This window comes from Rhizobium sp. 01T444 (genome assembly GCF_056398305.1).
The window spans coordinates 38,265-64,630 of the sequence record NZ_JBFTPD010000019.1; the positions used below are offsets into that span (position 1 = coordinate 38,265).

At 61.6% G+C, this 26,366-nt stretch carries 28 protein-coding genes; 11 read left to right on the forward strand and 17 right to left on the reverse strand.

Annotated features, from left to right (window positions below; genetic code table 11):
- Window positions 1–33: 33 nt before the first annotated feature.
- Window positions 34–948 (reverse strand): SDR family oxidoreductase, encoded by a 915-nt coding sequence (locus tag AC1DTN_RS23645; RefSeq protein ID WP_439014403.1) that lies wholly within the window; start codon window positions 946–948, stop codon window positions 34–36.
- 102 nt (window positions 949–1,050) lie between these two features.
- Between AC1DTN_RS23645 and AC1DTN_RS23650 the strand changes: the two genes are divergently transcribed.
- The 3 genes from AC1DTN_RS23650 (at window position 1,051) to AC1DTN_RS23660 (ending at window position 4,513) form a co-directional block, all read left to right on the forward strand.
- On the forward strand, window positions 1,051–1,620 hold the full coding sequence (locus tag AC1DTN_RS23650; protein WP_439014402.1) for a TetR family transcriptional regulator: 570 nt from the start codon (window positions 1,051–1,053) through the stop codon (window positions 1,618–1,620).
- A gap of 103 nt (window positions 1,621–1,723) precedes the next feature.
- Entirely contained in the window at window positions 1,724–2,875 is a 1,152-nt protein-coding gene (gene ampC / locus AC1DTN_RS23655; RefSeq protein WP_439017182.1) for a class C beta-lactamase, read from the forward strand.
- Window positions 2,876–3,004: 129 nt separating this feature from the next.
- Window positions 3,005–4,513 carry a mechanosensitive ion channel family protein gene (locus tag AC1DTN_RS23660; protein WP_113322585.1) on the forward strand — a complete coding sequence of 503 codons (1,509 nt, stop codon included), beginning with the start codon at window positions 3,005–3,007 and terminating at the stop codon, window positions 4,511–4,513.
- A gap of 3 nt (window positions 4,514–4,516) precedes the next feature.
- Here the strand turns inward: AC1DTN_RS23660 and AC1DTN_RS23665 are convergent, their stop codons facing one another.
- Window positions 4,517–5,011: a YcgN family cysteine cluster protein gene (locus AC1DTN_RS23665; protein WP_310377891.1), complete on the reverse strand. Its 495-nt coding sequence runs from the start codon at window positions 5,009–5,011 to the stop codon at window positions 4,517–4,519.
- Between the two features lie 187 nt (window positions 5,012–5,198).
- Between AC1DTN_RS23665 and AC1DTN_RS23670 the strand changes: the two genes are divergently transcribed.
- The 3 genes from AC1DTN_RS23670 to AC1DTN_RS23680 all read left to right on the forward strand — a co-directional run bounded on the left by AC1DTN_RS23670 (window position 5,199) and on the right by AC1DTN_RS23680 (window position 8,642).
- Window positions 5,199–7,382, forward strand: a complete 2,184-nt coding sequence (locus tag AC1DTN_RS23670) for a transglycosylase domain-containing protein (RefSeq protein ID WP_477922889.1) — start codon at window positions 5,199–5,201, stop codon at window positions 7,380–7,382.
- Window positions 7,383–7,513: 131 nt separating this feature from the next.
- On the forward strand, window positions 7,514–8,101 hold the full coding sequence (locus tag AC1DTN_RS23675) for a DUF1214 domain-containing protein (protein ID WP_113322582.1): 588 nt from the start codon (window positions 7,514–7,516) through the stop codon (window positions 8,099–8,101).
- Complete coding sequence (locus tag AC1DTN_RS23680; protein WP_113322581.1) at window positions 8,094–8,642, forward strand: DUF1254 domain-containing protein; 549 nt, start codon at window positions 8,094–8,096, stop codon at window positions 8,640–8,642. Before AC1DTN_RS23675 ends, AC1DTN_RS23680 begins: the two co-directional genes overlap by 8 nt.
- Before the next feature lie 15 nt (window positions 8,643–8,657).
- Here AC1DTN_RS23680 and AC1DTN_RS23685 read toward each other — a convergent pair whose 3' ends face one another.
- Complete coding sequence (locus tag AC1DTN_RS23685; RefSeq protein ID WP_439014401.1) at window positions 8,658–8,828, reverse strand: hypothetical protein; 171 nt, start codon at window positions 8,826–8,828, stop codon at window positions 8,658–8,660.
- A 541-nt stretch (window positions 8,829–9,369) separates the two neighbouring features.
- Between AC1DTN_RS23685 and AC1DTN_RS23690 the strand changes: the two genes are divergently transcribed.
- A complete protein-coding gene (locus AC1DTN_RS23690; RefSeq protein ID WP_439014400.1) occupies window positions 9,370–9,579 on the forward strand; it encodes a hypothetical protein in 210 nt (69 codons plus the stop codon).
- Window positions 9,580–9,835: 256 nt separating this feature from the next.
- Window positions 9,836–10,888, forward strand: coding sequence for a DUF2336 domain-containing protein (locus tag AC1DTN_RS23695; protein WP_113322594.1), 1,053 nt, complete (start codon window positions 9,836–9,838; stop codon window positions 10,886–10,888).
- A 160-nt stretch (window positions 10,889–11,048) separates the two neighbouring features.
- Here the strand turns inward: AC1DTN_RS23695 and AC1DTN_RS23700 are convergent, their stop codons facing one another.
- From AC1DTN_RS23700 to AC1DTN_RS23715, 4 genes are all read right to left on the reverse strand, one after another.
- A complete protein-coding gene (locus tag AC1DTN_RS23700; RefSeq protein ID WP_439014399.1) occupies window positions 11,049–12,635 on the reverse strand; it encodes an ABC-F family ATP-binding cassette domain-containing protein in 1,587 nt (528 codons plus the stop codon).
- Between the two features lie 124 nt (window positions 12,636–12,759).
- Window positions 12,760–13,098, reverse strand: a complete 339-nt coding sequence (locus tag AC1DTN_RS23705) for a DUF1491 family protein (RefSeq protein WP_113322578.1) — start codon at window positions 13,096–13,098, stop codon at window positions 12,760–12,762.
- 37 nt (window positions 13,099–13,135) lie between these two features.
- A complete protein-coding gene (locus AC1DTN_RS23710; protein WP_439014398.1) occupies window positions 13,136–14,584 on the reverse strand; it encodes a methyl-accepting chemotaxis protein in 1,449 nt (482 codons plus the stop codon).
- A gap of 190 nt (window positions 14,585–14,774) precedes the next feature.
- Window positions 14,775–15,749: an oxidoreductase gene (locus AC1DTN_RS23715; RefSeq protein WP_477922894.1), complete on the reverse strand. Its 975-nt coding sequence runs from the start codon at window positions 15,747–15,749 to the stop codon at window positions 14,775–14,777.
- 54 nt (window positions 15,750–15,803) lie between these two features.
- On the opposite strand from AC1DTN_RS23715, the gene AC1DTN_RS23720 reads away from it, so the two are divergent.
- Window positions 15,804–16,871, forward strand: a complete 1,068-nt coding sequence (locus AC1DTN_RS23720; protein ID WP_439014396.1) for an AraC family transcriptional regulator — start codon at window positions 15,804–15,806, stop codon at window positions 16,869–16,871.
- 86 nt (window positions 16,872–16,957) lie between these two features.
- Here the strand turns inward: AC1DTN_RS23720 and AC1DTN_RS23725 are convergent, their stop codons facing one another.
- Together AC1DTN_RS23725 and AC1DTN_RS23730 are read right to left on the reverse strand one after the other, a co-directional pair.
- On the reverse strand, window positions 16,958–17,911 hold the full coding sequence (locus AC1DTN_RS23725) for a peptidoglycan-binding domain-containing protein (RefSeq protein ID WP_439014395.1): 954 nt from the start codon (window positions 17,909–17,911) through the stop codon (window positions 16,958–16,960).
- A complete protein-coding gene (locus AC1DTN_RS23730; protein ID WP_310377916.1) occupies window positions 17,883–19,421 on the reverse strand; it encodes a sensor histidine kinase in 1,539 nt (512 codons plus the stop codon). Before AC1DTN_RS23730 ends, AC1DTN_RS23725 begins: the two co-directional genes overlap by 29 nt.
- A gap of 450 nt (window positions 19,422–19,871) precedes the next feature.
- Here AC1DTN_RS23730 and AC1DTN_RS23735 point away from each other — a divergent pair, with 450 nt between their 5' ends.
- Both AC1DTN_RS23735 and AC1DTN_RS23740 read left to right on the forward strand, forming a co-directional pair.
- Entirely contained in the window at window positions 19,872–20,411 is a 540-nt protein-coding gene (locus AC1DTN_RS23735) for a DUF5330 domain-containing protein (RefSeq protein WP_310380014.1), read from the forward strand.
- A 208-nt stretch (window positions 20,412–20,619) separates the two neighbouring features.
- Entirely contained in the window at window positions 20,620–21,042 is a 423-nt protein-coding gene (locus AC1DTN_RS23740; protein ID WP_310377918.1) for a SufE family protein, read from the forward strand.
- A 97-nt stretch (window positions 21,043–21,139) separates the two neighbouring features.
- Here AC1DTN_RS23740 and AC1DTN_RS23745 read toward each other — a convergent pair whose 3' ends face one another.
- The 8 genes from AC1DTN_RS23745 to AC1DTN_RS23780 form a co-directional block, all read right to left on the reverse strand.
- Complete coding sequence (locus tag AC1DTN_RS23745) at window positions 21,140–21,565, reverse strand: YciI family protein (RefSeq protein ID WP_113322572.1); 426 nt, start codon at window positions 21,563–21,565, stop codon at window positions 21,140–21,142.
- Window positions 21,566–21,930: 365 nt separating this feature from the next.
- A complete protein-coding gene (locus tag AC1DTN_RS23750) occupies window positions 21,931–22,362 on the reverse strand; it encodes a Ros/MucR family transcriptional regulator (protein ID WP_477922899.1) in 432 nt (143 codons plus the stop codon).
- Window positions 22,363–22,799: 437 nt separating this feature from the next.
- On the reverse strand, window positions 22,800–23,132 hold the full coding sequence (gene mnhG, locus AC1DTN_RS23755) for a monovalent cation/H(+) antiporter subunit G (protein WP_007821521.1): 333 nt from the start codon (window positions 23,130–23,132) through the stop codon (window positions 22,800–22,802).
- A complete protein-coding gene (locus tag AC1DTN_RS23760) occupies window positions 23,132–23,443 on the reverse strand; it encodes a cation:proton antiporter (RefSeq protein ID WP_310377923.1) in 312 nt (103 codons plus the stop codon). The genes mnhG and AC1DTN_RS23760 overlap by 1 nt, the downstream gene beginning before the upstream one ends.
- On the reverse strand, window positions 23,440–23,919 hold the full coding sequence (locus AC1DTN_RS23765) for a Na+/H+ antiporter subunit E (RefSeq protein ID WP_310377925.1): 480 nt from the start codon (window positions 23,917–23,919) through the stop codon (window positions 23,440–23,442). The genes AC1DTN_RS23760 and AC1DTN_RS23765 overlap by 4 nt, the downstream gene beginning before the upstream one ends.
- Entirely contained in the window at window positions 23,916–25,463 is a 1,548-nt protein-coding gene (locus AC1DTN_RS23770) for a Na+/H+ antiporter subunit D (RefSeq protein ID WP_477922901.1), read from the reverse strand. Before AC1DTN_RS23770 ends, AC1DTN_RS23765 begins: the two co-directional genes overlap by 4 nt.
- 61 nt (window positions 25,464–25,524) lie before the next feature.
- Window positions 25,525–25,902 (reverse strand): Na+/H+ antiporter subunit C, encoded by a 378-nt coding sequence (locus AC1DTN_RS23775; RefSeq protein WP_310377930.1) that lies wholly within the window; start codon window positions 25,900–25,902, stop codon window positions 25,525–25,527.
- A complete protein-coding gene (locus AC1DTN_RS23780; protein WP_310377932.1) occupies window positions 25,902–26,321 on the reverse strand; it encodes a Na+/H+ antiporter subunit B in 420 nt (139 codons plus the stop codon). The genes AC1DTN_RS23775 and AC1DTN_RS23780 overlap by 1 nt, the downstream gene beginning before the upstream one ends.
- Window positions 26,322–26,366 lie beyond the last annotated feature (45 nt).

The following is a 26,366-nucleotide window of genomic DNA, read 5'->3' on the forward strand; positions in this document are numbered from 1 at the left end:
ATGGGGATCGATCCCTCGGGCGGCAGCGTCTGATCAGCGATATCCAGTGTCATCCGCCGGCTTACCAGGTTCCTGCACTTCGGCGAGGTAACGCCAGCAGTCCGGCCGCGTGCCGTCGAGATCGGTGAAACCGTAGGCATCGGCCAGCTGGAAGCTTGAGAGCGACTGACCGTTCCATCTCTTGCGGTCGGGATCGGCGGCCAGTGCAGCCACTCCCCGGCCGGTGAAACGCGGCGTTTCCGAGATGACGAAATGCGGCTGGACTTTTGTGCCGTCGCGCCAATTTTCTTCCTTAACCCCATAGATTTCCAGCATCATTTCCGAGCGCATCCAGCCGGGTGAGAGCGAGACGGCAGTGGCACCATGCGCTGCCAGATCTTTGGCATGCGCCCAGGCCATACGGTTCGTGCCCGTTTTCACCAGATCGTAATAGGGGCAGAGCCTGTAATGCGTGGCATTATAATCCGCCGTGCCATCCGTCATCTCCACCAGCAATCCGCCCGGCTGCTCGATCATCAGTGCCAGCGCGTAATGGGCGGTGATGAAATGGGTGTCGATGGCAAGCCGCAGCATGCGCAGGCCCTTGTCGAGGGAATGCTCCCAGACCGGCTTGTTCCACTCCGTCAGATGCTCGCCGCCCCAGATATCGTTGACGAGGATATCGAGCCTGCCCTCCTCCGCGCGAATGCGGGCAACCAGCGCTTCGACTTGCTCCGGCACCAGATGATCCACCTGCACGGCGATGCCACGCCCACCTGCCGCGCTCACCAGTTCGGCGGTCTCCTCGATGGTCTCAGGCCGGCCGTATTCGGATTGCTGCGTGCGGGTCGTGCGGCCAGTCACATAGACGGTCGCGCCTGCCGCGCCCAGTTCCACCGCAATGCCGCGGCCGGCGCCGCGCGTTCCGCCGGCAACAAGCGCCACCTTTCCCTTTAAGTTCGCTGTCACTTCGCTGTCCTCCCCGCTAGAAGCAATTAACCGGCCCAGTCGGCTTACTTGTATATAAACGAATGTTCGTTCATAAATATGGCGAACGCAAGAGGGAATTTCATGCCGCGTCCGCGCACGCTTTCAGATGAACAGCTGCTTTCGATGGTTCTCGATGTGATCCAGTCCGAGGGGCCGGATGCGGCGACCTTTGCGGCGGTCGCGAAGGCAAGCGGCCTTTCCGGCTCGACACTGGTGCAGCGCTTCTCTACCAAAGCCGGCATGCTGCGCGCCGCCCTGCTCCACGCCTGGGACCGGCTGGACGCGGAAACGGCGCGGCTTGCCGATACGCTGCCGAAGACCGCGGACGGAGCGATCGCGCTGCTGACCGGCCTTTCCCAGGACTATGGCGATAATCCCGCCTCCTATGCGGAAGGCCTGCTTCTACTGCGCGAGGATTTCCGCGATCCGGTTCTCCGCGCTCGTGGCGCGGCCTGGGGTGCTGCCCTGACGGCAGCGATTGCCGAGCGTTTCGGGGGACAGGGGCAAGCGCAGACCATTGCCCGGCTGATGCTCTCGCAATGGCAGGGATCGCTGCTCTGGTGGGGCTTCTCGTCCGAGGGAGCTGTAGCCGACTACGTCCAGCGGGAACTACGGCTCTTTCTCGCCGCCCTCGAGCCCAAATTAAACTAGGGTCTCCTGCGAGTTCTTATCGTTTGTGGAGGGACAAAGGGCCACGCTATCGACCGTGTGTCGGCCATATTGCCGGATGCACAGAGAGGAACCGCTAGTGAATATGAGACACTGCCTCATCGCCCTCGCCTTGTCGGCGAGCCCGCTCCATGCAGCAGACATGACGGACAAAGCGTTCCAGGAGATGGTCGATCGCGTTTTTCAGCCGGTAATTAGGAAATACGACATCCCGGGACTGGCCGTCGGCGTGACGATCAACGGCTCGGAATTCTATTACACCTATGGTGAAGCCTCGCGCGAGACGAAAGCACCCGTCACCAGCGACACGATCTTCGAGCTCGGCTCCGTCAGCAAAATTTTTAATGTCACGCTTGCCGCACTTGCCGAACAGCGCGGCCTGTTGTCGATGGACCAGCCGGTTTCGACCTACCTGCCGGAGCTCAAGGGCGGCGCCTTCGACAAGATCACCCTCGTCAATCTCGCCACCCACACGTCAGGCGGCCTGCCGCTGCAGGTGCCGGATAGCGTGAATGACGATGCCGGGCTGATGACCTATCTGAAAAGCTGGAAGCCGGCCTATAAGGCAGGCACCATGCGCTCCTATTCCAATGTCAGCATCGGCCTTCTCGGGCGGATCTCCGGTGAGCGTTTTGGCGGCACTTACAGGCAGGCGGCCGAAGGCAAGTTGTTTCCCGCCCTCGGTCTCAAGAGCACCTTCATCGCGGTTCCGCTTGACGTCATGGATCGCTACGCCTTCGGTTATTCCAACGCCAATAAGCCGGTCCGCGTCGGACCCGGCGTCCTTGAGGACGAGGCCTATGGCATCAAGACCACGGCCCGCGACATGGTGCATCTGCTGGAACTCAATTTGAAGCCGGGTGCTCTGGCACCCGAATTCAAGGCCGCGATCGAGAAGACGCATATGGGCTATTTCGATACGGCCTATTACACGCAGGACATGGTCTGGGAACAATATGCCTGGCCCGTGGCGCTCAAGAAGCTCCTCGACGGCAACTCGGCCAAGATGAGTCTGGAAAGCCAGCCGGTCAAACAGCGGGCGAAGCCGCTTGCGCCGCAAAGCGCGGTGCTGATGAACAAGACCGGATCGACGAACGGCTTCGGCGCCTATGTCGTTCTGGTGCCGAAGGCGCATATCGGCCTGACGGTGCTGGCGAACCGGAACTATCCGAACCCGGTACGTGCCGAAACGGGGCTGAAGCTCATCCAGGCGCTGGAAGCTTACGCGGCGAAATAGCTCAAATGGCCGGCCGGGCAAAATCCCGGCCGGTATTATCAACGGTCACGACACCCTATCCATTCGTGTCAGAGGACAGGACTTCTTCTTCCGTGATATAGGGTCCAACGCCCAATCAGGATGTACTGCATGTCATGGCAGATGCTGGAAGATCCGCTGTATCAGTTTATTGTTCTCGTTCTGGCCAGTGCCGCGGCGCGGTTCATTTTCGGACGGGAACCTGCCTTCCGGCTGATCGCCAACTTCATCTTCTTCGCGCTGCTGACCTTGCTGCTCGTGAAGCACGAGATTGCCCCCTATACGTCCGATATGGGCAAGGCCGACGATCTCTTTCGGCGCATCTTCGTCGGGGTCGCCAAGGCCGTCTGGTGGATAGGCGGCGCAATGGTGCTGGCGAGCTCGGTGCGGCTCTTCCTGATTTTCGAGCGCAAACCACGCGAGGGGCGCCTGCTGCAGGATCTCGTCGTCGCCATCATCTATCTCGGCGCCGGGCTTTCGGTCGTGGCTTACGTCTTCGGCGCGCCGATCGGCACGCTGATTGCTACATCGGGTGTCTTCGCCATCGTGCTCGGTCTTGCGCTGCAGAGCACGCTGAATGACGTATTCTCGGGCATCGCACTCAATCTCGGCCGGCACTATAGCGTCGGCGACTGGATCGTCCTCGACGATGGCGTGCAGGGCCGCGTGGTGGAAACGAACTGGCGTTCAACCCATCTTCTGAACGGCACCAACGACCTCGTCATCGTTCCCAACAGCGCGCTCGCCAAGGCGCGGCTGACGAACCTGACGAGCCCTGAAGAAGCCCATGGCGTCTCGCTGAAGATCCGGGTTGTTCCCTCGATCCCACCGGCGACCATCGAAGAGACGATGCGCACGGTACTTTTGAGCAGCAACGCCATCCTGAAATCCCCTACCCCTGTTGTCAGCGTCACGGGGCTCGACAGCAATGCCATCGAGTTTGAGCTCTCTTTCCGTGTCTCCGGACTGGGCGAAGCGACGGCTGCCCGGAACGAAGTCTACGATCTCGTCTATCGTCACACCAAGGCGTCAGGCCTGCAGCTTGCGCCACCCGCCGGGTCGACGCTTCCCCCGGTTGCCGATCCGCTGGAAGCGGCCGGAAAGCACCCGAATTCGGCCTGGCGGCTGCTGAACGCCATCCCGCTCTTCTCAACACTGACGGAAGACGAAAAGGAGTCGCTCGCGGCCGACATGAAACGGCTGAATTTCCGCAAGGATGCGCTGATCGCGACGCAGGACACCTCGCTGACCTCCCTGATGATCGTGCGGCGCGGCGTTGCCGTCGTGGAGCGGATCGAGGGCAACGAGATCATCGAGCTCGCCAGAATTGCACCCGGCGATCTATTCGGGGAACGCGGCGTGCTGATGGGTGCGCTCGAGCCGGCCAATATCCGCGCGCTCACATCCGTCATCGTCTATGAAATCGCCAAGGACCATCTCGCCGCGATCATGCAGGAACGGCCGGCGCTTGCCGAAGAGCTGGGACTGCTGCTGTCGCGCCGGATCGAATCCGAGAAACATCACTTCAGCGCCGGCGTATCGGCTGAAGGCAGCCATCCGACGACGCTGACGACGCGCATCCGGCATCTGTTCCAGATCCCCCATGGCACCTGGCCGTAGCGGTCAGCCAGCCTTTTCTTCGGCTTCCCGGTTTTTTTCGGCGTCCTCTCCGACCGTCAGCGGCCAGTCGACGACATAATCCTCGAAATCATCGACATCGACGTCGTTTTCGCTGATGGTGCGGCCGCGGGCCGAGATGCCGGCAGCGTGGACGGTTTCCGGATCCCCTGATACCAGCGGGTGCCACCAGTAGAGATCACGGCCCTCATTGACGAGGCGATAGCCGCAGGTCGGCGGCAGCCATGCGATCTCGGAGACGTTCTCCTTGGTGAGTTGAACGCAGTCAGGCACGAAATCCCAACGGTTCGGATAGCTGGAACATTGACAGCTCTCGCTATCGAGCAGCTTGCAGCGGACCGAGGTGAAATAGACGTCGCCGCTATCCCATTCCTCGATCTTGTTGAGGCAACAGAGGCCGCAGCCGTCGCAGAGGCTTTCCCACTCCTCGGCATTCATTTCGGCAAGCGTCTTGCGCTTCCAGAAGGGCAGATCGTTCATCGTTCGTTTCTTGCAACAGCCGCCCGCAAATTCGCGTGACGACCGTTCAACTCTCTTGTTCTTGTGCGCAAAATCAACCAATCATTCAACATGCTCCGGCTATCCGGAGAGTTGCGGCCCCTTTCAGGCCCCGCTCCTGCGTCCGGATTTCACGGCCGCCGAGCGTGCTCAGGCGGGAATATAGGACGTGCAGGATCCGGACAACCCAGATAATGGGCCAGACGAGCCCGAAAACGGGCAAGGCAAGAAGCCTCAGAAGCAGCAGTCGAGAAACCGACACCTGCTGTTGCGTATCGATTCATGGATCGACTCGACCGTCTGGAACGCTGGCTTCCGCGCTGCAGAAATCTGGGAAGACACCACCATTTTCTTTCGCCGCTTTCGCGTTCGCGGCTGGAAACGTGCGGTGTTCGAACTCGCCGGCGAAGGGCTGACGCTCGGGGCCGTCGGTTTCGTGCTGATGCTGGCGCTCGCGCAGCCGGCTTTCGAGGCCACCAAGGAAGACTGGCGCAACCGCGGCGATTTTGCCGTCACCTTTCTCGACCGCTATGGCAACGTCATCGGCCATCGCGGCGTGATCCATCAGAATTCCGTGCCGATCGACGAATTGCCGGATTCGCTGATCAAGTCCGTCATCGCGACCGAAGACCGCCGCTTCTTCGACCATTTCGGCATCGACGTCATCGGCCYCTTCCGCGCCATGGTCACCAATGCCCAGGCCGGCGAAGTCGTGCAGGGCGGTTCGACGCTGACGCAGCAGCTCGCCAAGAACCTGTTCCTTTCCAACGAGCGCTCGATCGACCGCAAGATCACCGAGGCCTTCCTGGCGTTCTGGCTGGAAGCCAACCTTTCCAAGAAAGAGATCCTCGCGACCTATCTCGACCGCGCCTATATGGGCGGTGGCACATTTGGTGCGGCGGCTGCGGCGCAATTCTATTTCGGCAAGAGCATCACCGACGTGAACCTCGCCGAATCCGCGATGCTGGCCGGCCTCTTCAAGGCGCCGGCCAAGTATGCTCCGCACGTCAACCTGCCGGCGGCGCGCGGCCGCGCCAACGAGGTGCTGACCAATCTGGTTCAGAGCGGACTGATGACCGAGGGGCAGGTGATCGCCGCGCGGCGCAATCCCGCCACCGTCGTCGACCGCAATGAAGTGGAATCGCCCGATTTCTTCCTCGATTGGGCCTTCGACGAGGTGCAGCGTCTGTCGCCGCGCTTCCATCAGCGCTCGCTGATCGTGCGCACGACGATCGACATGGGCATCCAGCAGGCGGCGGACGATTCCATCGAGACGTCGCTGCGCGAATATGGCGAAGCCTATCACGCCAAGCAGGGCGCGATGGTGATGATCGAGAATGGCGGTGCCGTGCGCGCCATGGTCGGCGGACGCGATTATGGCGAGAGCCAGTTCAACCGCGCCACCAAGGCGCTGCGCCAGCCGGGCTCCTCCTTCAAGGTCTATACCTATTCGGTGGCCATGGAGAGCGGGATGACGCCGAAGACGACGATCATCGACGCGCCCATCTCCTGGGGCAACTGGAGCCCGCACAATTACGCAAACCATTATGCGGGCCGCATCACGCTGGAAACCGCGGTCGCCCAGTCGATCAATACCATTCCAGTGCGCCTGGCCAAGGAAAAGCTCGGCATCCAGCCGATCCGTGCCATGGCCAAAGCCATGGGCGTCGAAACGCCGATCCGCGACGACGTGACGATCCCGATCGGCACGTCCGAGGTGACGGTGCTGGACCAGGCGACCGCCTATGCGGTGTTCCCGACCGGCGGCTATCAGTCTCGTCGCCACGGCATCACGCAGGTTCTCGATTATGACGGTGACGTCCTCTACGACTTCGATCGTGACGAGCCGCCCGCCCAGCGCGTGCTGTCGGAACAGGCCGACAGCTACATGAACCAGATGCTGTCGCGCGTGCCCTATGTGGGTACGGCGCGCAAGGCAGCACTCGACAATGGCGTCGTCACCGCCGGCAAGACGGGCACGACGCAGGCCTATCGCGATGCCTGGTTCGTGGGCTTCACCGGCAACTACACCTGCGCCGTCTGGTTCGGAAACGACGACTATACGTCGACCAACAACATGACCGGCGGCTCGCTGCCTGCCATGACCTTCAAGCGCGCCATGGACTATGCCCATCAGGGTGTCGCGCTGCGCCCCATCCCCGGTATCGAAAACCCGCTGCCATCCGAAAAGGATGTCGCCAAGGCCCAGGCCAGCAAGCCGAAGGACGGCGTGCCGACCCTCATTCGCCCGCGCATGCTCTCCGTGCAATCGACAAACATTCTCAAGGGCATCGGCGAGAAACTGAAGGATGCTGCACCGCTCGAGGTACAGAAGGTCGCGAGCGCGGAGTGATGCTTCGGCTGTTTTAGTCAAACCGACATATCTGGTTTGCCAAGACTTGGGGGACACATCGCCTCACGGCATTCCACCCTGCCAGAATCAGTGGTAACCCTTTCAACTGATTTGATCTTCAAGGGCGCAAGGTGTTTCGGTTTCCCCTTTTCATCCTAATCACGCTGATCGTCGCCTTCGGCGGCGGCATCATGATTTCGCTTTATGCGCTGGATGCAACGCAGGGATTCGGGGCGATCAAGCTCGGGGCCTGGGAGGCCTTTCCGGAACTCCAGACCGTCGACGCAGACCCCTACGCAAAGTCGCATCGTGCGCGCGCAGGCAAGCTGCTCTATGGCAGTGCCGAGGGCCTGACCTTTACAGCGAGTGTGGACGATAGCGGCGAGCGGCTGAACGCTGCCTGCCGCTACCGCATCATCGGCCAGACGCCGCCGGCGCGGCTGTGGACGCTGTTTACCGCCGACAATGCCGGCAATCCCGCCTCGTTGCAGGCGACCCTGCCAGCAGCGCTGAATTCATGGACGGTGCTGCGACAGCCCGATAGCAGCTTCACCATCGACATTGCCGCACGCGCTGAGCCCGGCAACTGGCTGGCGCTGCCGCAGGCCGGCACATTCCGGTTGGTGCTGACGCTATTCGATACGCCGACTGCCGGCAGCTCCGGCGTGATCGACCTTTCGATGCCGAAGCTGACCAAGATCGGATGTGGCAATGCTTAGGGTGTTCTTCGCCCTCCTCACCGGGCTTTTCGGCGCAGCACTTCTGCACCTCGTCATCATTCTCGCTCTGCCACACTTCACCGGCCGCGATGCCGCAACGCGCGTGGAGGCTGAGGGCGATCCGAACACTTTCTATCTGCTTACCGGCCGCTATGACGAAGCAGGGCTCGCCAATGGCGATCCCTTCGTGCGCACCGCCGTCTGCTCCTTCGATGTGAGCGAGGCTCCGGTGCATTTCACCGCCAAGGGCAATGTGCCCTTCTGGTCAATCGCGATCTATGACAGCGCCTCGAACGAGGTCTTCAGCATGAACGACCGCACCTCCGTCGGCGGCGCGCTCGACGTTGTTACGGCAAGCCCGATCCAATTGACGGACCTCCGCAAGAACCTGCCGCAGGAACTGCAGCAGACGATCATGGTGGAGATGGCACATCCTGAGGGGTATGCGGTGCTGCGCACGCTGGCGCCGCAGGCAAGCTTCGACGAAGCCGCGCGAGCCTTCCTGACGGAAGCGACCTGCGATGAACTCGACGCCCGCTAGGGTTGTTTTCGTGAGTTACTTGTTATTGACGCGCGGCGCAGAATGCGCCGGATTTTTCTTCGGGGTTTCGACGATCCGTTCGTAACGGACGCCGGTGAACCAGAGGATTTTTGCTTCGCGGGGCTCTTTACCCATGCGGCGCGGCTCCTCACGCAGCCGGTCCGCCAATGCGACTACAATTGCCATTCTCGTCTCCATGCACTGCCCGAGACGGATGAACTTGCGATGGATTTCACCCTGCCCGCCATGCTGCGGGCCAGCGCGTCCTCAAGCGCCGGATGAACCGGACCGAGGGCATTCGCGCCTTTCTCACGGCACCTGACCGAAATACCGTGATGTTGCGGAGCTTCCACGATCCATATTCCCAAATCGCGTCGTTCCTGTCCGAATTGAGACACACGACCGTTAACAGATTACTAATATTCAGCCACTGCTTTGGGCAGTCTGCTCGGCATTGAGATAACGCGCAGAATGGTTGTTTGGTTTCAGTCGCGAAAAAGAAAAGACCGGCTGAAAGCCGTCGGATAAAATTAGAAACAATTCAGATAGTTAACAGCCCCTCTCCGCTGAAACGGCCGTTGCACCGCAGGTGTTGCAAATATGCGTCACAAAAATATTAATTGCCGCAAGGGTGGATGGGTGTATTCTCGCCCCATCGGCCAAAAGTTTAAGGCATTGGCCGCCTGGGAGATTGTACGTGCTCTTGCTGCCATACGGAGAGCAACCCATGCCCCTTCTATACAACGCCACATTCACGTCAGAAGATCTGGATATATTGCGTAGCGCGCTGGATGCCTGGTGCGCGGAAAAGCAGATCGACATCAGAAGTGTCGAAGCGCAGTTTGCTGCTTCGACCGCGCTCGACCTTTTTTACCAGTCGGGCCATGACGACCACGACAAACTGCTGTCGGCACTCAGAGGCCACAAGGGCCTCTAGATTATTTGCCGGCTATTTATCCACATCTTTAAAAACTGGAAATCGCCCCGCTTCCGGGGCGTTTGATTTTATTTTGCCGGCTCACCAATCCACGACACGCGAAACGTGTATATTTCTGTTGCATTTTAATAGAATCTTCAGCATCCATTAACCGTGCCGGTGTAGGATTTGTTCATAACCGTATGTCTGACATGCGTCCCGCCAGCGCTTGTCGGCCCACGGTCTCCCGCTTGTTCTGCGTTTTCGGGGTGTTCTTGTGCGTGACCGGTTTCGAGACCTAGAGGGCCCCATGGCCATCAGGAAGAAGGACGTGGTGTTAATGGCGACTGTCAGCAGTTTCGAGAACCTGTCACATCCGACACGCTCCGAACTGCGCCAGTTTGCCGAACTCTTCATGCCGCTTTTCCAGGCCTCCTCCGAAGAGGCAAGACGCCAGGCCGTAGCAGCTCTTTCCCAATGCGAGAACATGCCGGCAGCAGTTGCACTGTTCATCGGCAACCAGCCAATCGAAGTCGCCGCACCTTTCCTCGCTGCCTCCAAGGCAATCAGCGACGATACGTTGATCACCATTGCCCGCACCCATGGTGCTGCGCATGTGAAGGCGATCGTCAGCCGGGATTCCCTGTCGCCGAAGGTCATCGATGCGCTGGTGGCGCTGCGCCAGGCCGAGCCGCGCCCATCCTCCGCCGCACCGGCCGAGCAGCCGGCTATGCCGCTTTCGCCGATGCCTGCTGCACCCGAAGTGGACCAGCAGGAAGCAGAACGCATTGCCAATGAAGAGGCGCTGCGCGAGCGCATCCGAAGCCTTGCCGGCCATCTCAGCCGCAACGATGAGGATCGGCTCGGCCTTCGCTCGCTGTCCGACATTCAGGAGGCGCTGCTGGTGCGCTTTGCCCGCTCGCGGGAAGCCACGCATTTCGCCACCGCACTTGCCGATGCGCTGTCTGCCAGCCGCTGGCTTGCCGAGCGCATCATGCTCGACCTCTCCGGCCAGCAACTCGCCACGACGCTGACGAGCCTCGGCATGGGCTTTCTCGATTCCGTCTTCGTGCTAGAAAAGCTCTATCCGCATCTTGCTGAAGTGCAGCACAATGTCAGCCGCGCCTTCCTCGTTCTCGATGCGCTGGACCCGGAAGAGTGCCATGCCCGTGTCGAGGCATGGCGCCGCGCCGACAGCTATACCTACAATCCGCAAAGCCCGGCAGCAGCCCAGCCGGCACCCGCAGCACAGCCACAGGCCGCGCCGGCCTATCGCTTCATCCGGCAGGCGCCGGTGCGCGACCTCAAAAGCGTCAACCGGGCGCGCTAACCGTCAAACAATCGCGTCGGTCCCGCGGCGGCGCGACGCGATATTATGCGCTTAAAGGCATTGCTGACGGCGCTCTTCGCGCTTTTCGCTGACCGACTCAGAGGCTACCGAGCGGCTCTGGTCGCTCAGCGAAAAGCTGCTCGGCATCTCCTTCACGTAACTATCTTGCAGGCAATTCCAGCCGACGCGCGATGCCGACCATCTCCAGAAACACCTCGTCATGGCTGACGATCAGCAGTGCGCCGTCATAAGCCCGGAGACCCGCTTCGACGGCGGCGATGGAATCGATGTCGAGATGGTTGGTCGGTTCATCGAGGATCAGCAGCGCCGGCGGTGTCGCGCCGCCGAGGACACAGGCAAGGCCAGCGCGCAGAAGCTGGCCGCCCGACAAAGTGGAAACGATCTGCAGCGCTGCATCCGCCCGGAACATGAAGCGGGCGAGTGCTGCGCGGCAGGCATTCTCATCCGATTGCAGGTTCAGCCGCCGGAAATTGTCGCGGATCGAGGTCGCGGGGTCGAGCAGGCTGACGCGCTGGTCGAGCATCGAGACGGAGGTCAGCACACGAACCGTTCCTTCCCACGGCTGCAGATCGCCTGAAATCAGCGCGAGCAACGTCGTCTTGCCCGAGCCGTTTGGGCCGGTAACGGCAATACGTTCGGGGCCGGTGATATCGAAGGACAGTTTGCGGATGATGGGTTCGTCCGTCTCGTAACCGGCCGTGACGGCGTCGATCTTCAGCACCGATCTGCTTGGCGGCAGGCCGGTCGAGGGCAGCTTGACGGAGAGCGGCTGCAGGATCTCGATGCGCTTGCGCGCCTCCTCGGCATCCTCGAGCGCCTGCGTGTGACGCCGTTCGGCGAGGCGGGCATTCTCGCCACTGGTACTCTCCGCCTGCCGCTTCAGGCCGCCGGCGATGATGCGCGGCATGTCGCCCTTGGCCGCTTTCTTCTTGCCGGCGCTGTCCTTGCGGGCCTTGCGCTCAGCCGTTTCCTGCGCGCTGCGGGCGACCTCCGCCACACGTTTCTTGGCGTCCGCCAGATCGTGCTCGGCGGCGGCAAGTTCCAGCGCCTTGCGGGCGCGGTAATCGCTCCAGTTTCCGCCATAGCGGGTGGCGCCCAAAGTCGTCAGCTCGACAACGGCGTCCATCGTCTCCAGCAGTTCCCGGTCATGGCTGACGACCAGAGCACCGTGGCGCCAGCCGCTGAGAAGCGAGATCACCGCATCGCGCCCATCCCGGTCCAGATTGTTGGTCGGCTCGTCGAGGATGAGGAAATCCGGATCTTCGAAGATCAGGGCGGCGAATGCTGCACGGGTGCGCTGGCCGCCGGAGAGCGCTGCCAGCAGCGTCAGCGGCCCGGCGGCGAGGCCGGCGCGCTCCAGTGCGGCTTCCATGCGGGCTTCGAGTGTCCAGTCGGCAAGGGCAAGCTCATCGGCGCTCGCTTCGCCACTTTCGGCGCGGTGGAGAATGGCAAGCGCCTGCGCCGCACCGAAGAGATCGGCAACCGTTTCATCCGGCCCGACCTGCACGCTCTGGCGCAGTATGCCTATCGTGCCGGATACGGCGACAGAGCCGGTCTGCGGCTGCAGTTCGTCGGCAACCAACTTCAGAAGCGTGGTCTTGCCAACGCCGTTGCGACCGACGAGGCCGGTGCGCTCAGCATTGAAGCTCAGATCGATATTGGAAAAAAGCGGCCGGCCGTCAGGTGTGGACCACGAAAGATTGGAAAGTGTAATGGATGCAGGCATGGAAATCCCCGATGGCAAGGCGAATTGGCATTGCGATCAGGTTGGAATCCATTTTGCACCGTCCTGTTGGTATTGCGGATGGCGGTAAACTAGGCGGGAATTGGCGTAAATTCAAGGCAGGCCGTCAGCCGGCCATCGGGATGAGTTCCGAGACCTTGTCTGTCTCCAACTCGACAATCCAGAGATCGGGGTCGAACTTGCGCTCGCGGTCCAGCATCTCCCGCACCTTGTCCGGCTCGGCGCGCTCCAGCCTGACTTCGAACAGGCGGTCGCCGCTGCTCTCCTCATCGAAGAAACTCTGCGGGGCTGGCGCATAGAGGGTTTCGAGGCCGTCACGGAAGCGCTGGCGGATGAAGATGGCACCGGCCTGCTCAGCGCCCTTCTTTTCCACGGCAGCAAAATCGCCCGCGGAGAAAACCCTGCGGACGAGAGCGGAAACGTAGATATCGGCGCGCAATCTCATGGGCGCGGTATAGACCGTGCGGCAGGTGGCGGCAACGCTATACCTTGACCGCCAGCCGCAGGCCGCCCCAATGCCGGCCGCGGACGGTGATCGGGGCGGAAATATCCTTCATCATGACAAAATTGCCGCCGCCCATGTCCCGTCGATAGGTCTGGACGAGGAAGGGCGCGGTGCTCCTTCCGGCGGCAAGGCCGACGCGATCGTTGAAGATGCGGCGGTTGCGGCAGTTCGCAGTATTCCAGACGATATCGCCCGGCCGCTGCGGCTCAGAGAACTTGCGGTTATGGGTCGGGAGGTAGCCATTTTCATCGATGGCGGCGCAGAAGGCGATGCGCTGGTCGGAGCCGGCCACCGGCTCCTGGATCGGCGGCAGCAGGCGGTCGGTGAGATCAGTGAAGGGGGCCATCATCTGCACCGGATCGGTGCCTGATATCGGCTGGTACTGGCGGTTGAACAAGCTCTCCATGCCGATTGCGCCTTCGGCAACGGCACGCTCGAGAGCATGCGATATCTTGCCAGCGACGGATTGCGCCTGTTCGATCCAGTGGCGGTCGGCGGTTTCCACGCCGGCGCTCGCGGTCAGCTGGATCAGCGTTTCCGACAGACCGACGACGCTGTCGACGCGTTTTGCCGCCTGCTGCAGTCGGCCGTTGGAATCCAGCACCTCGGCGGACATTTCGCCGAGCTTGGCAACGAAGCCGGCGCAATCGCGGTCCACGGCCTCGGTCGTATTGGCCATGACGGCGGATGAATCGAGGATGCGGGTGATGACATGCTCCATGCTTTCGAAGGCGCCGCGCATTGCCTCAGACTTTTCGCTGACGCCAGCAGCACTCTTGCGCGCGCCGCCGCCGACAGTCGAGAGACGATCGATCTTGACGCGAAGCTGCTCCAGCGTTTCCTGAATGGAGCCCGTCGCCTTGGAAGTCTGCAGCGACAAAGCGCGGATCTCAGAGGCGACGACGGCAAAGCCCTTGCCCGCCTCGCCGGCGCGGGCGGCCTCGATCGCTGCATTGAGCGCCAGAAGATTGGTCTGGCGGGCGATGGTGCTGATTTCGGCGGCCACCTTGTCGACGTCGGTCAGTGAGCGGGAGAAGCCTGCGATTTCCGTGCTGATCTCTTCCGATGACTGAACCATATGGCGGATTTCCTCGACCGAACCGGACAGGCGATCGGCCGATTCCTTCAGCATGTGGCGCGCTTGTGCGGCGGTACTATCCGTCTCACGCAGCGAAACGGCGACGGAACGGTTGGTCTCGGCGATGGAAAGGGCTGTGCGGGTGACGTCATCGAAGGCGGCGGCATGGCGGGCGGACATCGCCGCCATGTCCTGGATGGCGCCGGCTATATCGACGAGGTCGACGCCGAGCGTGGAGGCCTCTTCGGCAAGGCGCGAGAGGATATGGCGCAGAGCGTCGCGATCCGGTCCATCCGGTTCGTGGGCCGGGCTTACGGCATTCTCCTCCACTGCCTTCAACGCCTGCATGATCCAGCTCCCCCAAGCTACATTAGAGAAGCTTCAAACAACATGGTTAACAATTGTCTAAGAATATCGGGGCTTAGACTTAGGTCTTAGGGCCTCTGCCCCTCCGTCATTCTAGGTCTGTCCCCTGGCATCTGCTGGCAGCAGATGCCAGGCACAAGGCCGAGGATGACGTCAAGTGTGGGCTCCGTCTTCAGCTCTGCGTCAGTCCGGTCAGTCTTTCGCTCATCTGCCACAAACGCTCGGCAAGCTCCGGATCGGTCGCCCAGGGGCGCACGCCGAGCAACTCCTCGGAGTTGGCTGGAACAGCCTTGGCGATATCGCAGTTCTCGCAATAGACGCCGCCCATGCCTTCCAGCTCATCGCTGACGGCGCACCAGATGGTGGTTGCGGCACCCTGGGCGATGGTCTTCTTGTTGTTTTGGGGATCGATGACCGGGTTGCCATCGGCATCCACATAGCCGCTCGCCAGAAGATATTCGCGCGACTGATGGCGGATGAGATCGGTCGTGACGATGCCGCCCGGATGCAGTGAGAAGGCGCGCACACCCTCTCTTGCGCCCAAAGCATCCAGCGAGACGGCAAAAAGTGCATTCGCCGTCTTCGACTGGCCGTAGGCGACATAGGGCTGGTATTCGCGGTTTTCGAACATCGGATCGTCGAAATCGATGCCGGCGCGGACATGGCCGCGAGAGGAGACGGCAATGACGCGGGCGCCCTCCGCCTTCACCAGCGCCGGCCAGAGGCGGGCGGCGAGCTGGAAGTGGCCGAGGTGATTGGTGGAGAACTGCGATTCATAACCGCGGCTGTCGCGCGTCAGCGGATTGGCCATGACGGCGGCGTTGTTGATGAGGAAATGCAGCGGTTCGCCATTCTCCAGAAAACGGTCGGCGAAGTCGTCGATCGTGTCGGGATCCATGAGGTCCATGTAGTCGAGCTTCAGACTCGGAACGACTTCAGCGGCGGCCCTCGCCTTCTCGATATTGCGGGCGGGCACGATGACCTTGGCGCCGGCATCCGCCAGCGCGCGGGCGGTTTCGAGGCCGAGGCCGGCATAACCGCCGGTGACGATCGCCACCTTGCCGGTGAGATCATGGCCGGCAATCACCTCTTCCGCCGTGGAAGCGTCGCCGAAGGCGGAGCCTATAGGAGCTTGGGGAGTGGACATAGGATGTCTCCTTTCTAGTCGGAGAACATCTATGTCCCGCGAGCGGGATTCTGAATGCTTGTAAATCCCGATTTCTTGCGCCATCGTACAAAGATGACCAGTGATCCCCTCTCCGAAATGCTTAATCTGCTCGATGCCCGCTGCCTGATGGCCGGCGGGCTGATTGCCGGCGGCGCCTGGGCGCTTGCCTTTCCGCAGCCGAACCGCATCAAGATCAGCGCGGTGGCCAAAGGCCGCTGCTGGCTGGTGCTCGACAATGGCAGCGAGCCGATCCTTCTCGAAGCCGGCGACGTCGTGCTGCTCAACGGCAAGCATTCCTTCGTGCTGGCAACCGATCTTGCGGTGACGCCAGCCGATGCTGTCACAACCTTCAAGGAGAAGAAGGTCAATGGCATGGCGCGGCACGGCATGGGCGAGGATTTCCTCTATATCGGCGGCCATATCGCGCTTGGACCAACCGGCACGGCGCTGCTGCTCGATGTGCTGCCGCCTGTCATCCATGTGCGGGCGACCCTTGCTGAGGCCGGCGTGCTGCGGTGGCTGCTGGATCAGCTGGTGCGGGAAATGGCGGCGGGTAAACCGGGCGCACTGCTTGCCTCCACCCAGCTTTCGCAGCTCATCTTCGTACAGGTGCTGCGCGCCCATATCATGACATCGGAGCCGCTGACGGTCGGCTGGCTGCGCGCCTTCGGCGACGAGAAAATTGCGCCGGCGCTGCGACTGATGCATTCGGACCCGGCGCATGACTGGCAGCTTGGAGAGCTTGCGAAATCGGCCGGCATGTCGCGCACCAGCTTCGCGCTGCGCTTCAAGACGGTCGCGGGCGTCGCTCCGCTCACCTATCTCACCGCCTGGCGCATGCGCCTTGCCGAACGGGCGCTGCGCGAGGGCTCGATGCCCGTCTCCTCGCTGGCGCTTTCACTCGGCTATACTTCGGAAAGCGCTTTCAGCAATGCGTTCAAGCGCGTGACCGGCATTGCGCCGAAGCGCTACCGGACGTCGGCTGCCATCAATATCGGCCCGATCGAAGAAGTGGTGGATGTGGAAGGACGGGTGCCGACAGTGGACTACCGGCTCCTGCGGCTGGCGAACCAGCCATCGTCCCTTGCGCGCCAGGTTTGACGACTGGGTTGTCACCATCAGCAGCCAGTTTTGGTTCGTCTTTTCTTCCGGGAGCAAAACCGCTGCGCATGTTTGCCGGGATTGCTTTAAAGCGCGCCAATTTCCTTGAGCTTCTTCAGCACGGCTTCGCTCGGCTCGCCATTTTCCGGAAGATTATAGTGCTTCTGGAAGTGTCTGATGGCAGCGCGGGTCTGTTCGCCCGCTACGCCGTCGACGCCGACATTGGCGTAGGCCATGTTGGTGAGGCCCTTCTGGATCCTCAGCACCAGATCGACATTGGAAATGCCTGACAGCGGAACCTGTCTCGGCGCAGACGGCGCCGTCTTGACGGTCTTTTCGGCGCTGCGGATGGCAGCTGCAACCGGATCTTCCTCCGTCGCCTTCGACGTCACGTCCTCCCGCGGCTTTTCGACGGGAATGGTCGAGGGGCCGGCGGCATCGGTTCTGAGCGCTGCGAGCACTTCGGGCGTCGCGTCGCCGCTCTGCGCCATGCCGACCGTTTCCTCGAAGAAGAGGATGGCCGCACTGGTGCGCGGGCCGATGACGCCATCCGCATTGCCGTTATAGAGACCGCGGCGGATCAGCTCCTTCTGGATGTCCATCACGAGCTGGTTCGGCTGCTGGCCGGCCACGGCAGGTGGTGGCGTGGTCTGGGTCGTCGCGCTGGCATCGTCCGGCCGCTCGATGCGGAACGTGGTGACATCGCCTTGCGGCTCGGCCTGCGGACGAAAGCCGATAGCCGTCGGCGCGCCCGGATCGCGCGTGCGGAAGATCGGATGCGGGTGCGAGCCGGGCTGATACCAGAGCGCATTGGCGGCGACGAAAGAGAAGATGACGACGAAAGCGATCGTGCCGCCGGCAATGGAAGGATTGCGGCCGATGACGCCGCCGAGCGCACCAGCACCCTGGAGACCGAGGCCACCCAGCGCGGTCGCGCCCTGCAGGCCGACACCGCCGAGCGCCGCCACACCGGTCATCAAAAGGCCCGGCTGCTGCCGCCCTTTCCTGCCTTTAGGCGATTTTCGCTTGCGCGCGGCCATCGAAGAGCCCCTCCTCCAGTTCTACGGCGACCACCGCACCCTTCAGTCGCGGCGGAAACTCGACGGGCCCCGTCTGGCCGGTATCCTCGCCGGTGCAGGCGCCGGAACCATCAGCGGCGATCTCGATGGTGATGATCGTGCCTTCGCCCGGCTGGCTGGCGATGGCGAAATGACCGCCATGCAGGGCGACTAGGCCCTTGACCAGCGAGAGACCAAGACCCGTGCCCTCGAATCGGCGGGTATAATCATTCTGGATCTGGACGAAAGGTTGGCCGAGTGTGGCGAGCCTATCGGCCGGAATGCCGATGCCGGTATCGCTGACCGTCAGCTTGAGAATGCCGTCGCGCATGGCCGCATCGACAGTGACCACGCCGCCAGCTTCGGTGAATTTCACGGCATTGCCGACGAGATTGATGAGGATCTGCTGCAGCGCGCGCTGGTCGGCCACGACCTCTCCGATACCGCGCTGGACACGGTTCGTCAGCGTGACACCCTTGCTCTTGGCCTGCAGGGCCAGCATCGATTCGCAGGAGCGGATCGATGCGCCGATATCGAAAGGCTCGAGCATCAGCTCGTAGCGGCCGGCCTCGATCTTGCTCATGTCCAGCATCGTGTTGACGACGGAGAGCAGATGCGCGCCGGATTCACGGATCAGGCCGGCATATTCACGCTGACGCTCGTTCTCGAACTTGCCGAAATATTCGCCGATCAGGATATCCGAAAAACCGAGGATGGCGTTCAGCGGCGTGCGCAGCTCATGGCTGACGGCGGCAAGGAAGCGGGATTTGGCGTCATTGGCCGATTCCGCATCGGTCGCGCGCGCCTGCGCCTCGGCGCGAAGCCGCTGTTCTACCGAAACATCATGCAACTGGGCAACGACGGCCGAAAGCATGCCGTCGATATCGCGCCGCGCGGTCATATCCATACGCAGGTAAGCGAACTGCCTGCTATCGCGCGAGACCGAGGGACGCTCCAGCCTGAGATCGACGATCGCTTTTTCCTCGCCCTGGCGTAGTGCATCCAGCGCCTGCAGGAAAAGAATGCGGTCGGAAACATGCACCTGCTCGAAGAAGCCTCGGCCTTTCAGGTCGCGCATCCAGGCGAGATAGTCGCGCTTGTCGCGGCCGCCCGTCATCGTCACGCTGCCATGCGGATCGAGGAAGAGCACGAGGCCTGGGCTCATCTCAAGGAAGAGATCGTCGGCAGTGGCTGCCGCCACGTGCTGGGGGATAGCCTGCCGAGCCAGCGCGATGCTGCCGACGGCGGAAAAGAGAAAGGCGGCGCAGACGGTGGCGACACCGGCCGGCAGTGCAACAGCGGGGCTGGTGACGATGGAGAGGCCGACCGGAGCGGCAATAAGAGCGGCAGAAGACAGGAAGACGAGGCGGCGCAGAATCGCGAGCTCACTCTGGCGCACAGCTTCGCCACCGCTCGTCCGGGAGAGCCAGCCTGCCGCTGCCCGGTCCACGAGGGCTGTCGCCCGGCCGCCGATGTCACTCAATACACGCACGCAATACCTGCCCGAAAAGGCCTTTCATTACCCCGGACAATAGGCCCCCTCGGCTTAAGGAAAGGATAAGGCAAAGTCGCCTTCCACAGCCCAAAAACGCTAAAAGTCCCGTTTTGGGCCATCCGCATGGCTCTTTGAATTTTGTGGTTAATAGCAGGTAAGCGACGGATTTTCCTCATATTTCAGCATTGCGTTAACTCTTATGGCAGAGCGGCGGGCCAAAAGCCCAACGATTGCAGGCGGCGGCTGCCACCATGCTTAACGACATCTGGTAGAATTTGACTGAAATGCCCCGAAAATACCGATCATTAAAATTCGAGACAAATTTGCCGCAAATGCCAGTGAGTTTCGAAAAGCGGCATTCGCAACTTGGCGGTAGGGTGCAAACACACCGGACAACCGGCCCGATTCGGCGACAAGACCGGACGGGAAAACAGGATGGGCAAGACAATGTGGTTTCTGATCAAAGGATCATTCTGGTTTGGCCTTGTGCTCGTCGCTCTCTCCGTTTTCAGCTCGGAGAGCTTCGACAATGCCGGCCACCCGCAATTGCAGCTTTCCGACGCCTTCACGGCGGCAAGCGGCGCTTATGACTATATGACCGGCATGTGCTCCGAAAAGCCCGAGGTCTGCACCAAGGGCGGGGAAACCCTGACGGCTCTCGGCTACCGGGCCCGCGAAGGCGCCCGTGTCGCTTATGAACTGCTCGACAGCCAGTTTAGGGATGACAGCTCCAAAATGGCTTCTGCAAAGACGGCTGCGCCGCCGGCGCCTGTGGCACTCGCCGTTCCTTCCCTGCCGGAGGCCGTCACCAACACCGTGCGCGAGGCACAGGCCGCGCTGAACCAGCCGATGCCGCACCTGCCGCAGCCCTACCGCCCGCCGGTCGATGACGGTGCCTCGGCCGAACAGGTCGTGACTGGTACTATCTCGGCTAGCACCATTCCGGCAGGCTCGATCCCGCTGCCGACGCCGAAACCGGCGATCTGACGAATTTCGCGAGCATCCGCCCGCCCCCAAGCTTGCATCGGTGGTCCGCATGACGCGGAGATGCCCCATGCCTGACGTGCCTGCCCTGTTTATTTCAGCACTTTGCTGCGCCGTGAGGATGCCCATCCCTCACGGCGTTTCTTTTTAACTGTTCAAATCTGCGGTCGTTTCACCTATATCATCCGGTAACAGTGAAAGGCCTGACAGCATGGCGACCCTCGACCAGATCATCGACGACTTCTCCTTCCTGGATGATTGGGAAGACCGCTACCGATACGTCATCGAACTCGGAAAGGCGCTGCCTGATTTGGCCGACGCAAAGAAGACTTCCGAGAACAAGGTGATGGGCTGCGCCAGCCAGGTGTGGCTGGTGACGCATACGTCAGGCAATCCCGACAATCCGGTCATGACATTCGAAGGCGATTCCGATGCGCATATCGTGCGCGGCCTCGTCGCTATCGTGCTCGCCACCTATTCCGGCAAGACGGCGTCCGAAATCACTTCGCTGGATGCCTTCGAGATCTTCTCCAAGATCGGGCTCACAGAAAACCTCTCCTCGCAGCGCTCCAATGGGCTGCGCTCGATGGTGAACCGCATTCGCGAGGAAGCGCGTGTACGCGCTGCGGCCTGAGGGCGCGTGATCGGTATAATACAGAGCTGCGATCACATACGGCTGAGCGCCCGGAGGAAATCCGCCGGGCGCCCGAGTATAATATCCCCTGATGGGATTATTTGCCGTCAGCCATCTTTTCGCGCAGGCGCTCTTCCTGCTCGACAAGCTCCGGCGTGAAGGCTTCGCCGAAATCGGCAGCTTCGAAGACCTGGCGGATCTCGATTTCGCTCGGGCCAGGCATCGGATTGGGGCAGCGCTTGATCCATTCCAGCGCTTCATCCATGTCCTTGACCTGCCACAGCCAGTAACCGGCGATCAGTTCCTTGGTTTCGGCGAAGGGGCCGTCGATGACCAGACGCTTCGGGCCATCGAAGGCAACGCGCTTTCCCTTGGAAGACGGATGCAGGCCTTCGCCCGCCAGCATGATGCCGGCATTGACCAGATCCTCGTTATACTTGCCCATGGCCGCCAGAAGCTCAGTCGAGGGCATGACGCCCGCTTCACTGTCTGCTGTCGCCTTGACGATGACCATTACACGCATTGTCTCTTCTCCTCTTATTTGCGGCGGCATGAGTGCCTGCCTGTCATCAATCTCTTTGCTTCACGCAATTCCGAACGCATAACCGCTGGGCACTTTTGCTGGAATTGCCCTAAAGCGTGTCGCGATCTTTCAGATTCACTTGCCACGCTTCAGGCTTTTGTTTTCGCATGTCGTTATCGCAAAACCGCTGCGCACTTTTGCGCGACATGCTTTAGAGACGGATGAGCAATCGCGGGGCCGACATTTTTTGCCGCGCTTTTTTTGAAGATAAATGACGAGGGCCGAACATCCCCGGAAGGGACGATCGGCAAATACAAAAAAGCCGGGCAGCAGGCCCGGCTCTTTATCGTCTAGCGGTATGATACTCAGCCGCGTCCGCGTTTGCGGCGCTGACCCAGGCCCATTTCCTTTGCGAGGCGCGAACGCGCTTCGGCATAGGCCGGGGCTACCATCGGGTAATCGGCAGGCAGGTCCCACTTCTCGCGATATTCTTCCGGCGCGAGATTGTGATGCGTCATCAGGTGGCGCTTCAAGGACTTGAAGTTGCCGCCGCATTCCAGGCACGTAATCTGCTCGTCCTGTACGGACTTGCGGACAGAGACTGCGGGCTTCTGCTTTTCGATGACCGCTGCCACCGGCTGCGGTACGGATGTGTTGCTCAATGCCGAGTGTACATCGGAAATCAGATTGGCCAGGTCGCTGACCGGGACAACGTGGTTGCTGACATAGGCCGCGACGATATCGGCCGTCAGTTCCACAAGCAGCTCCGGCGCATTGCCGGTCGCYATATCCGTCATATTCTTTCTCCTGTTAGCATGCTCAAACGGTCCTTCTCCCAAAAAGACAAAGAACCCTCGTCGCAGAGCCAAACAGCAAAAGAGCAGGTCACAGCCTTTGTTTCGAAAAACCGGAATCCACCCCTAGATTCCGAAGACCGTATTCTGCACCAATACTGCCTGAAGGTGAGCTACTACGTATTCTTCCAGGCCGTCACCCAGTTAGACATTGGCAATCAAGGCTAAGGGACTTGGAAGCAGTACGTTTCTAATTCACAATCAGAACTCTACTTGGATTTTCAAATAGCATCGTTTTCGCAAAAGGCCAATTATTAATTGTGATTTTCCTAGAAAAAAAATCCATCACAAAGAATTGGTCAGCAGTTCAGCAAGCTTTACTCGTGCTTCCGGTGCATAAGTTTGCGTAAAATTGCTTAAAATTCTGAGTAGCCCCGCCTTCAGCGCATTCGCATATCGTCACGTACTGAGATATCAGCCGGGAAATGCCCCGATATATGCGAAGCTCTCGCAAGAAGGTGTGCAGAAACCGGTGCCGTCAGGATGAAGAAGAGGAAACCGGCCAGCGCTCTTGCAAGCACAGCAAGTTCGCCCGAGTAAAGCCCGGCGGCAAGCAACAACAAGCCGGAACCGACCGTGCCGGCCTTGGAAGCGGCATGCATGCGCGTATAGAGATCCGGCAGGCGCACGATACCGATCGCGGCCACCAGCGCGAAGAAGGCGCCGGCCAGCAGCAGGACGGCGGTGATTATAGCGAGCGCATAGTCCATCATCATTCGCTCCTCTTTCGCGTCTCAGGCCCCGCGTTTCCGCGCGAGAGCACGAAACGGGCGAAGGCGACGGTTGCCAGAAAGCCGACGAGGCCGAGCGCAATAGCGATATCGATGTAAAGCGAGAAGCCGGTGCGCACCGCGACGACGGCGATGAAGCCGATGGCGATGCCTGTCAGCATGTCGAGCGCCAGGATGCGATCCGGCAGGCTGGGGCCGGCAATGACCCGCCAGACCGTTATGAAGAGCGCCACGCAGAGGATGCCAAGCGCTGCGAATGCGGCAGTGGAAACGATGGCGGCGGGCGTTATCATCCGAAGGCCTCCATGATACGGCGCTCGAATCCGTCAGCAATATCGCGTCTGACGGCCAGCGGATTGGCACAGTCCAGCGCGTGCACATAGAGCGTACGCCGATCCGCTGACACATCGACCGAGAGTGTGCCGGGCGTGAGCGTGATGAGATTGGCAAGCAGAGTGATCTGGAAATCGCTCGTCACCGTCAACGGGAATGCGAGAATGCCGGGAGTAAGCTGCATACGCGGCGAAAGCACCGTCAGCGCCACCCGCCAGGCGGAAAGCGCCAATTCCTTCAGGAAAAGGCCGGCGAGCAGGAGGACATGCAAAGGGCGGATACGGCGCGGCGGCGAACGGTCGGCAAAGGCTTCGCGCACGACGGCGAGCGACAGCAGCGACAGGACGAGGCCGAAAACGAAATTATGCGGCGAGGCGCTGCCGGTCACGGCGACCCAGGCAATGGCGAGCGGCAGGCTCAGGAACAGCACGATCATCGTATAGTCCCTTCCGGAAAGACGGAAAAGATATAGGCGGAGGGATCGGCAAGCCCGTCGGCGGCCGACCGGGCGAGCTGCAGCAACTGCTCCGGCAGGACGCCGAAGCCGATGACGAGGATCGTCAATGCGGCAAGCGGCAGGCCGGTTGTCCAGCCGGTTCGCACCGGCGGGAGCGTCAGGAGGGCGGGACGCCAATAAGCAAACAGGAAGACGCGGCCACAGGCGATCGTCAGCAGGAAGCCGCCGAGCAGGATCGCGCCCGCCAGCCACCAGGCACCGACATCGAGCGAGGCCTTGACCAGCAGCACCTTCGGCCAGAAGCCGGAAAAGGGCGGCAGGCCGCAGGCGGCCAGGAGCAGCATGAGCGAAATCGCGGCAAACCATCCGCTCTGGCGATAAAGGCCCCCGAGCGCGGCCAGCGAGAAGGAGCCGCCCCGCCTGCCCGCTTCGCCGGCCAGAAGATAGAGCGCCGTCATCAGCACCACTGAATGCAGCGCATAGAAGACCGCGCCGCCGAGGCCATCGGCGGTGCCGAGTGCGGCACCGACCAACATGTTGCCGATGCCTGATATCACCACATAGCCGAGCAGACGACGCAGGTCGGTCTCGGCGAGCGCACCCAATGCGCCGACGAGAACGGTCAGGGCTCCGACGATCGCGATCAGCAGGCTGAGCTCATCGCGCTCGGCCGGCAGCAGCATGACCAGGACACGCAGCAGCGCATAGATGCCGACCTTGGTCAGCAGGCCAGCAAAGAGCGCGGAAACGGCGATGCGCGGCGTGTGGTAGGAGGCCGGCAGCCAGAAATTCACCGGGAAGGCCGCGGCCTTCATGGCGAAGGCGAGCAGAAAGAGGCAGGCGAGCGTCATCAGTGGCGCTGTGTCGCTCAAGCCCGCTGCCCGCTCGGCAATATCGGCCATGTTGAGCGTGCCGAAGCTCGCGTAGAGGATGCCGACAGCGATGAGGAACAGCGTCGTGGCGATGAGGTTCAGCACCGCATATTTCAGCGCGCCATCGATCTGCGCCCGTTCGGAGCCGAGGATCAGCAGGCCGAAGGAGGAGATGAGCAGCACCTCGAACCAGACATAGAGGTTGAAGATATCGCCGGTCAGGAAGGCGCCGGTGACACCAGCCATCAGCAGCATCAGCAGCGGGAAGAAACCGTAGCGCCGGCAGCTTTCGGTGGTATCCGAGAGCGCATAGATGCCGGCGGCAAGGGCAGCGACCGCTGCGGCGAGCGCCATCAGCGCGCTGAAGATATCGACCGTGAAAGCGATACCGAAGGGCGGCAGCCAGCGCCCCATGACCATGGTGAGCGGACCGTGTTCGACGACCTGCCGCAGGAGAGCGGCGTCGAGAAGCAGGAGGACGGCAAGGCCGGTGACGGCGATCCATGCCTGCAGGCGGGGAAGGTCCCGCAGCATCAGGAGCAGCGCGCCGAGGCTGATGCAGAGCACGACCGGCAGGATCGCCAGCCAGTGGGCCGGCGGGACCGGGGTGGTGACCATGGCGGCAGAGAGATCGGTGATGGGGGCGGCCATCAGGGGGTGCCTCCCTTGATAGCCGACGGGCAGAGGGGGGTGAGCATCCGCACAACCATGCTCAATACCCCACAGGCGGCAGCGGCCGGTCTTCGGGTTCGGCATCGTGCATGCGGGTCGTATCGTCTGTGCCGAGCTCCTGATAGGCGCGGTAGGTCAGCACCAGCAGGAAAGCGAGGAAGGAGAATGAGATGACGATGGCCGTCAGGATCAGCGCCTGCGGCAGCGGATTGGCCGCACCTGATGGCAGCATGTCGGCCCCGGCGGGTATGATCGGCGGCACGACGCGGGTCAGCCGTCCTGCCGTGAAGATCAGCAGGTTCACGGCGTTACCGAGAATGGCGATGCCGAGCATGATACGGATCGAGAAGCGCGACAGGATCAGATAGATGGCGGCCGAAAAGAACAGGCCGACGACGATGGCAAAGAGCGCCTCCATCAGTCCACCTCCCTTTCTTCCAGCGCCAGCGCGATCGAGGCGACGGCGCCGAGCACCACGAAATAGACGCCGAGATCGAAGAGCACGACGCTGGAGAGCGGCACCTCCACGCCTGCCACGACGGGATAGACCCAGAGGCCGGTCATGAAGGGCACGGCAAAAAGGACAGAGATCAGGCCGGCGAGGCAGGAGAGCAGCAGACCGAAGCCGGCAATCGCCAGCGGGTGGAAGCGGATCGCCCGGCGTACTGCCTCAACGCCGAAGGCAATGCCGTAGATCGCCAGAGCCGAAGCGGCAATCAGCCCGCCGATGAAGCCGCCACCCGGCTCATTGTGGCCGCGCAGCAGGATGAAGACGGAAAAGAGCAGCATCAGCGCGGTGATAAAGGGAGCGATCGTGCGGAAGATGATTGTGTTCATGCGGCGCCTCCGCTTCTCTGCGTGGCCGGGCGGTCAGACACGAGA

Coding starts and splice junctions, on each gene's coding strand:
- AC1DTN_RS23745 (WP_113322572.1), bottom strand. CDS start 21,565: ATGCGTGTAATGGTCATCGTCAAGGCGACAGCAGACAGTGAAGCGGGC.
- AC1DTN_RS23680 (WP_113322581.1), top strand. CDS start 8,094: ATGCTTAGGGTGTTCTTCGCCCTCCTCACCGGGCTTTTCGGCGCAGCA.
- AC1DTN_RS23665 (WP_310377891.1), bottom strand. CDS start 5,011: ATGAACGATCTGCCCTTCTGGAAGCGCAAGACGCTTGCCGAAATGAAT.
- AC1DTN_RS23705 (WP_113322578.1), bottom strand. CDS start 13,098: ATGAGATTGCGCGCCGATATCTACGTTTCCGCTCTCGTCCGCAGGGTT.
- AC1DTN_RS23775 (WP_310377930.1), bottom strand. CDS start 25,902: ATGGAGGCGCTCTTTGCCATCGTCGTCGGCCTGTTCTTTTCGGCCGCC.
- ampC (WP_439017182.1), top strand. CDS start 1,724: ATGAGACACTGCCTCATCGCCCTCGCCTTGTCGGCGAGCCCGCTCCAT.
- AC1DTN_RS23740 (WP_310377918.1), top strand. CDS start 20,620: ATGGCGACCCTCGACCAGATCATCGACGACTTCTCCTTCCTGGATGAT.
- AC1DTN_RS23685 (WP_439014401.1), bottom strand. CDS start 8,828: ATGGCAATTGTAGTCGCATTGGCGGACCGGCTGCGTGAGGAGCCGCGC.
- AC1DTN_RS23720 (WP_439014396.1), top strand. CDS start 15,804: ATGCTTGTAAATCCCGATTTCTTGCGCCATCGTACAAAGATGACCAGT.
- AC1DTN_RS23660 (WP_113322585.1), top strand. CDS start 3,005: ATGTCATGGCAGATGCTGGAAGATCCGCTGTATCAGTTTATTGTTCTC.
- AC1DTN_RS23760 (WP_310377923.1), bottom strand. CDS start 23,443: ATGATAACGCCCGCCGCCATCGTTTCCACTGCCGCATTCGCAGCGCTT.
- AC1DTN_RS23715 (WP_477922894.1), bottom strand. CDS start 15,749: ATGTCCACTCCCCAAGCTCCTATAGGCTCCGCCTTCGGCGACGCTTCC.
- AC1DTN_RS23735 (WP_310380014.1), top strand. CDS start 19,872: ATGTGGTTTCTGATCAAAGGATCATTCTGGTTTGGCCTTGTGCTCGTC.
- AC1DTN_RS23770 (WP_477922901.1), bottom strand. CDS start 25,463: ATGGCCGCCCCCATCACCGATCTCTCTGCCGCCATGGTCACCACCCCG.
- AC1DTN_RS23650 (WP_439014402.1), top strand. CDS start 1,051: ATGCCGCGTCCGCGCACGCTTTCAGATGAACAGCTGCTTTCGATGGTT.
- AC1DTN_RS23710 (WP_439014398.1), bottom strand. CDS start 14,584: ATGCAGGCGTTGAAGGCAGTGGAGGAGAATGCCGTAAGCCCGGCCCAC.
- mnhG (WP_007821521.1), bottom strand. CDS start 23,132: ATGATGGACTATGCGCTCGCTATAATCACCGCCGTCCTGCTGCTGGCC.
- AC1DTN_RS23725 (WP_439014395.1), bottom strand. CDS start 17,911: ATGGCCGCGCGCAAGCGAAAATCGCCTAAAGGCAGGAAAGGGCGGCAG.
- AC1DTN_RS23765 (WP_310377925.1), bottom strand. CDS start 23,919: ATGATCGTGCTGTTCCTGAGCCTGCCGCTCGCCATTGCCTGGGTCGCC.
- AC1DTN_RS23700 (WP_439014399.1), bottom strand. CDS start 12,635: ATGCCTGCATCCATTACACTTTCCAATCTTTCGTGGTCCACACCTGAC.
- AC1DTN_RS23690 (WP_439014400.1), top strand. CDS start 9,370: ATGCCCCTTCTATACAACGCCACATTCACGTCAGAAGATCTGGATATA.
- AC1DTN_RS23780 (WP_310377932.1), bottom strand. CDS start 26,321: ATGAACACAATCATCTTCCGCACGATCGCTCCCTTTATCACCGCGCTG.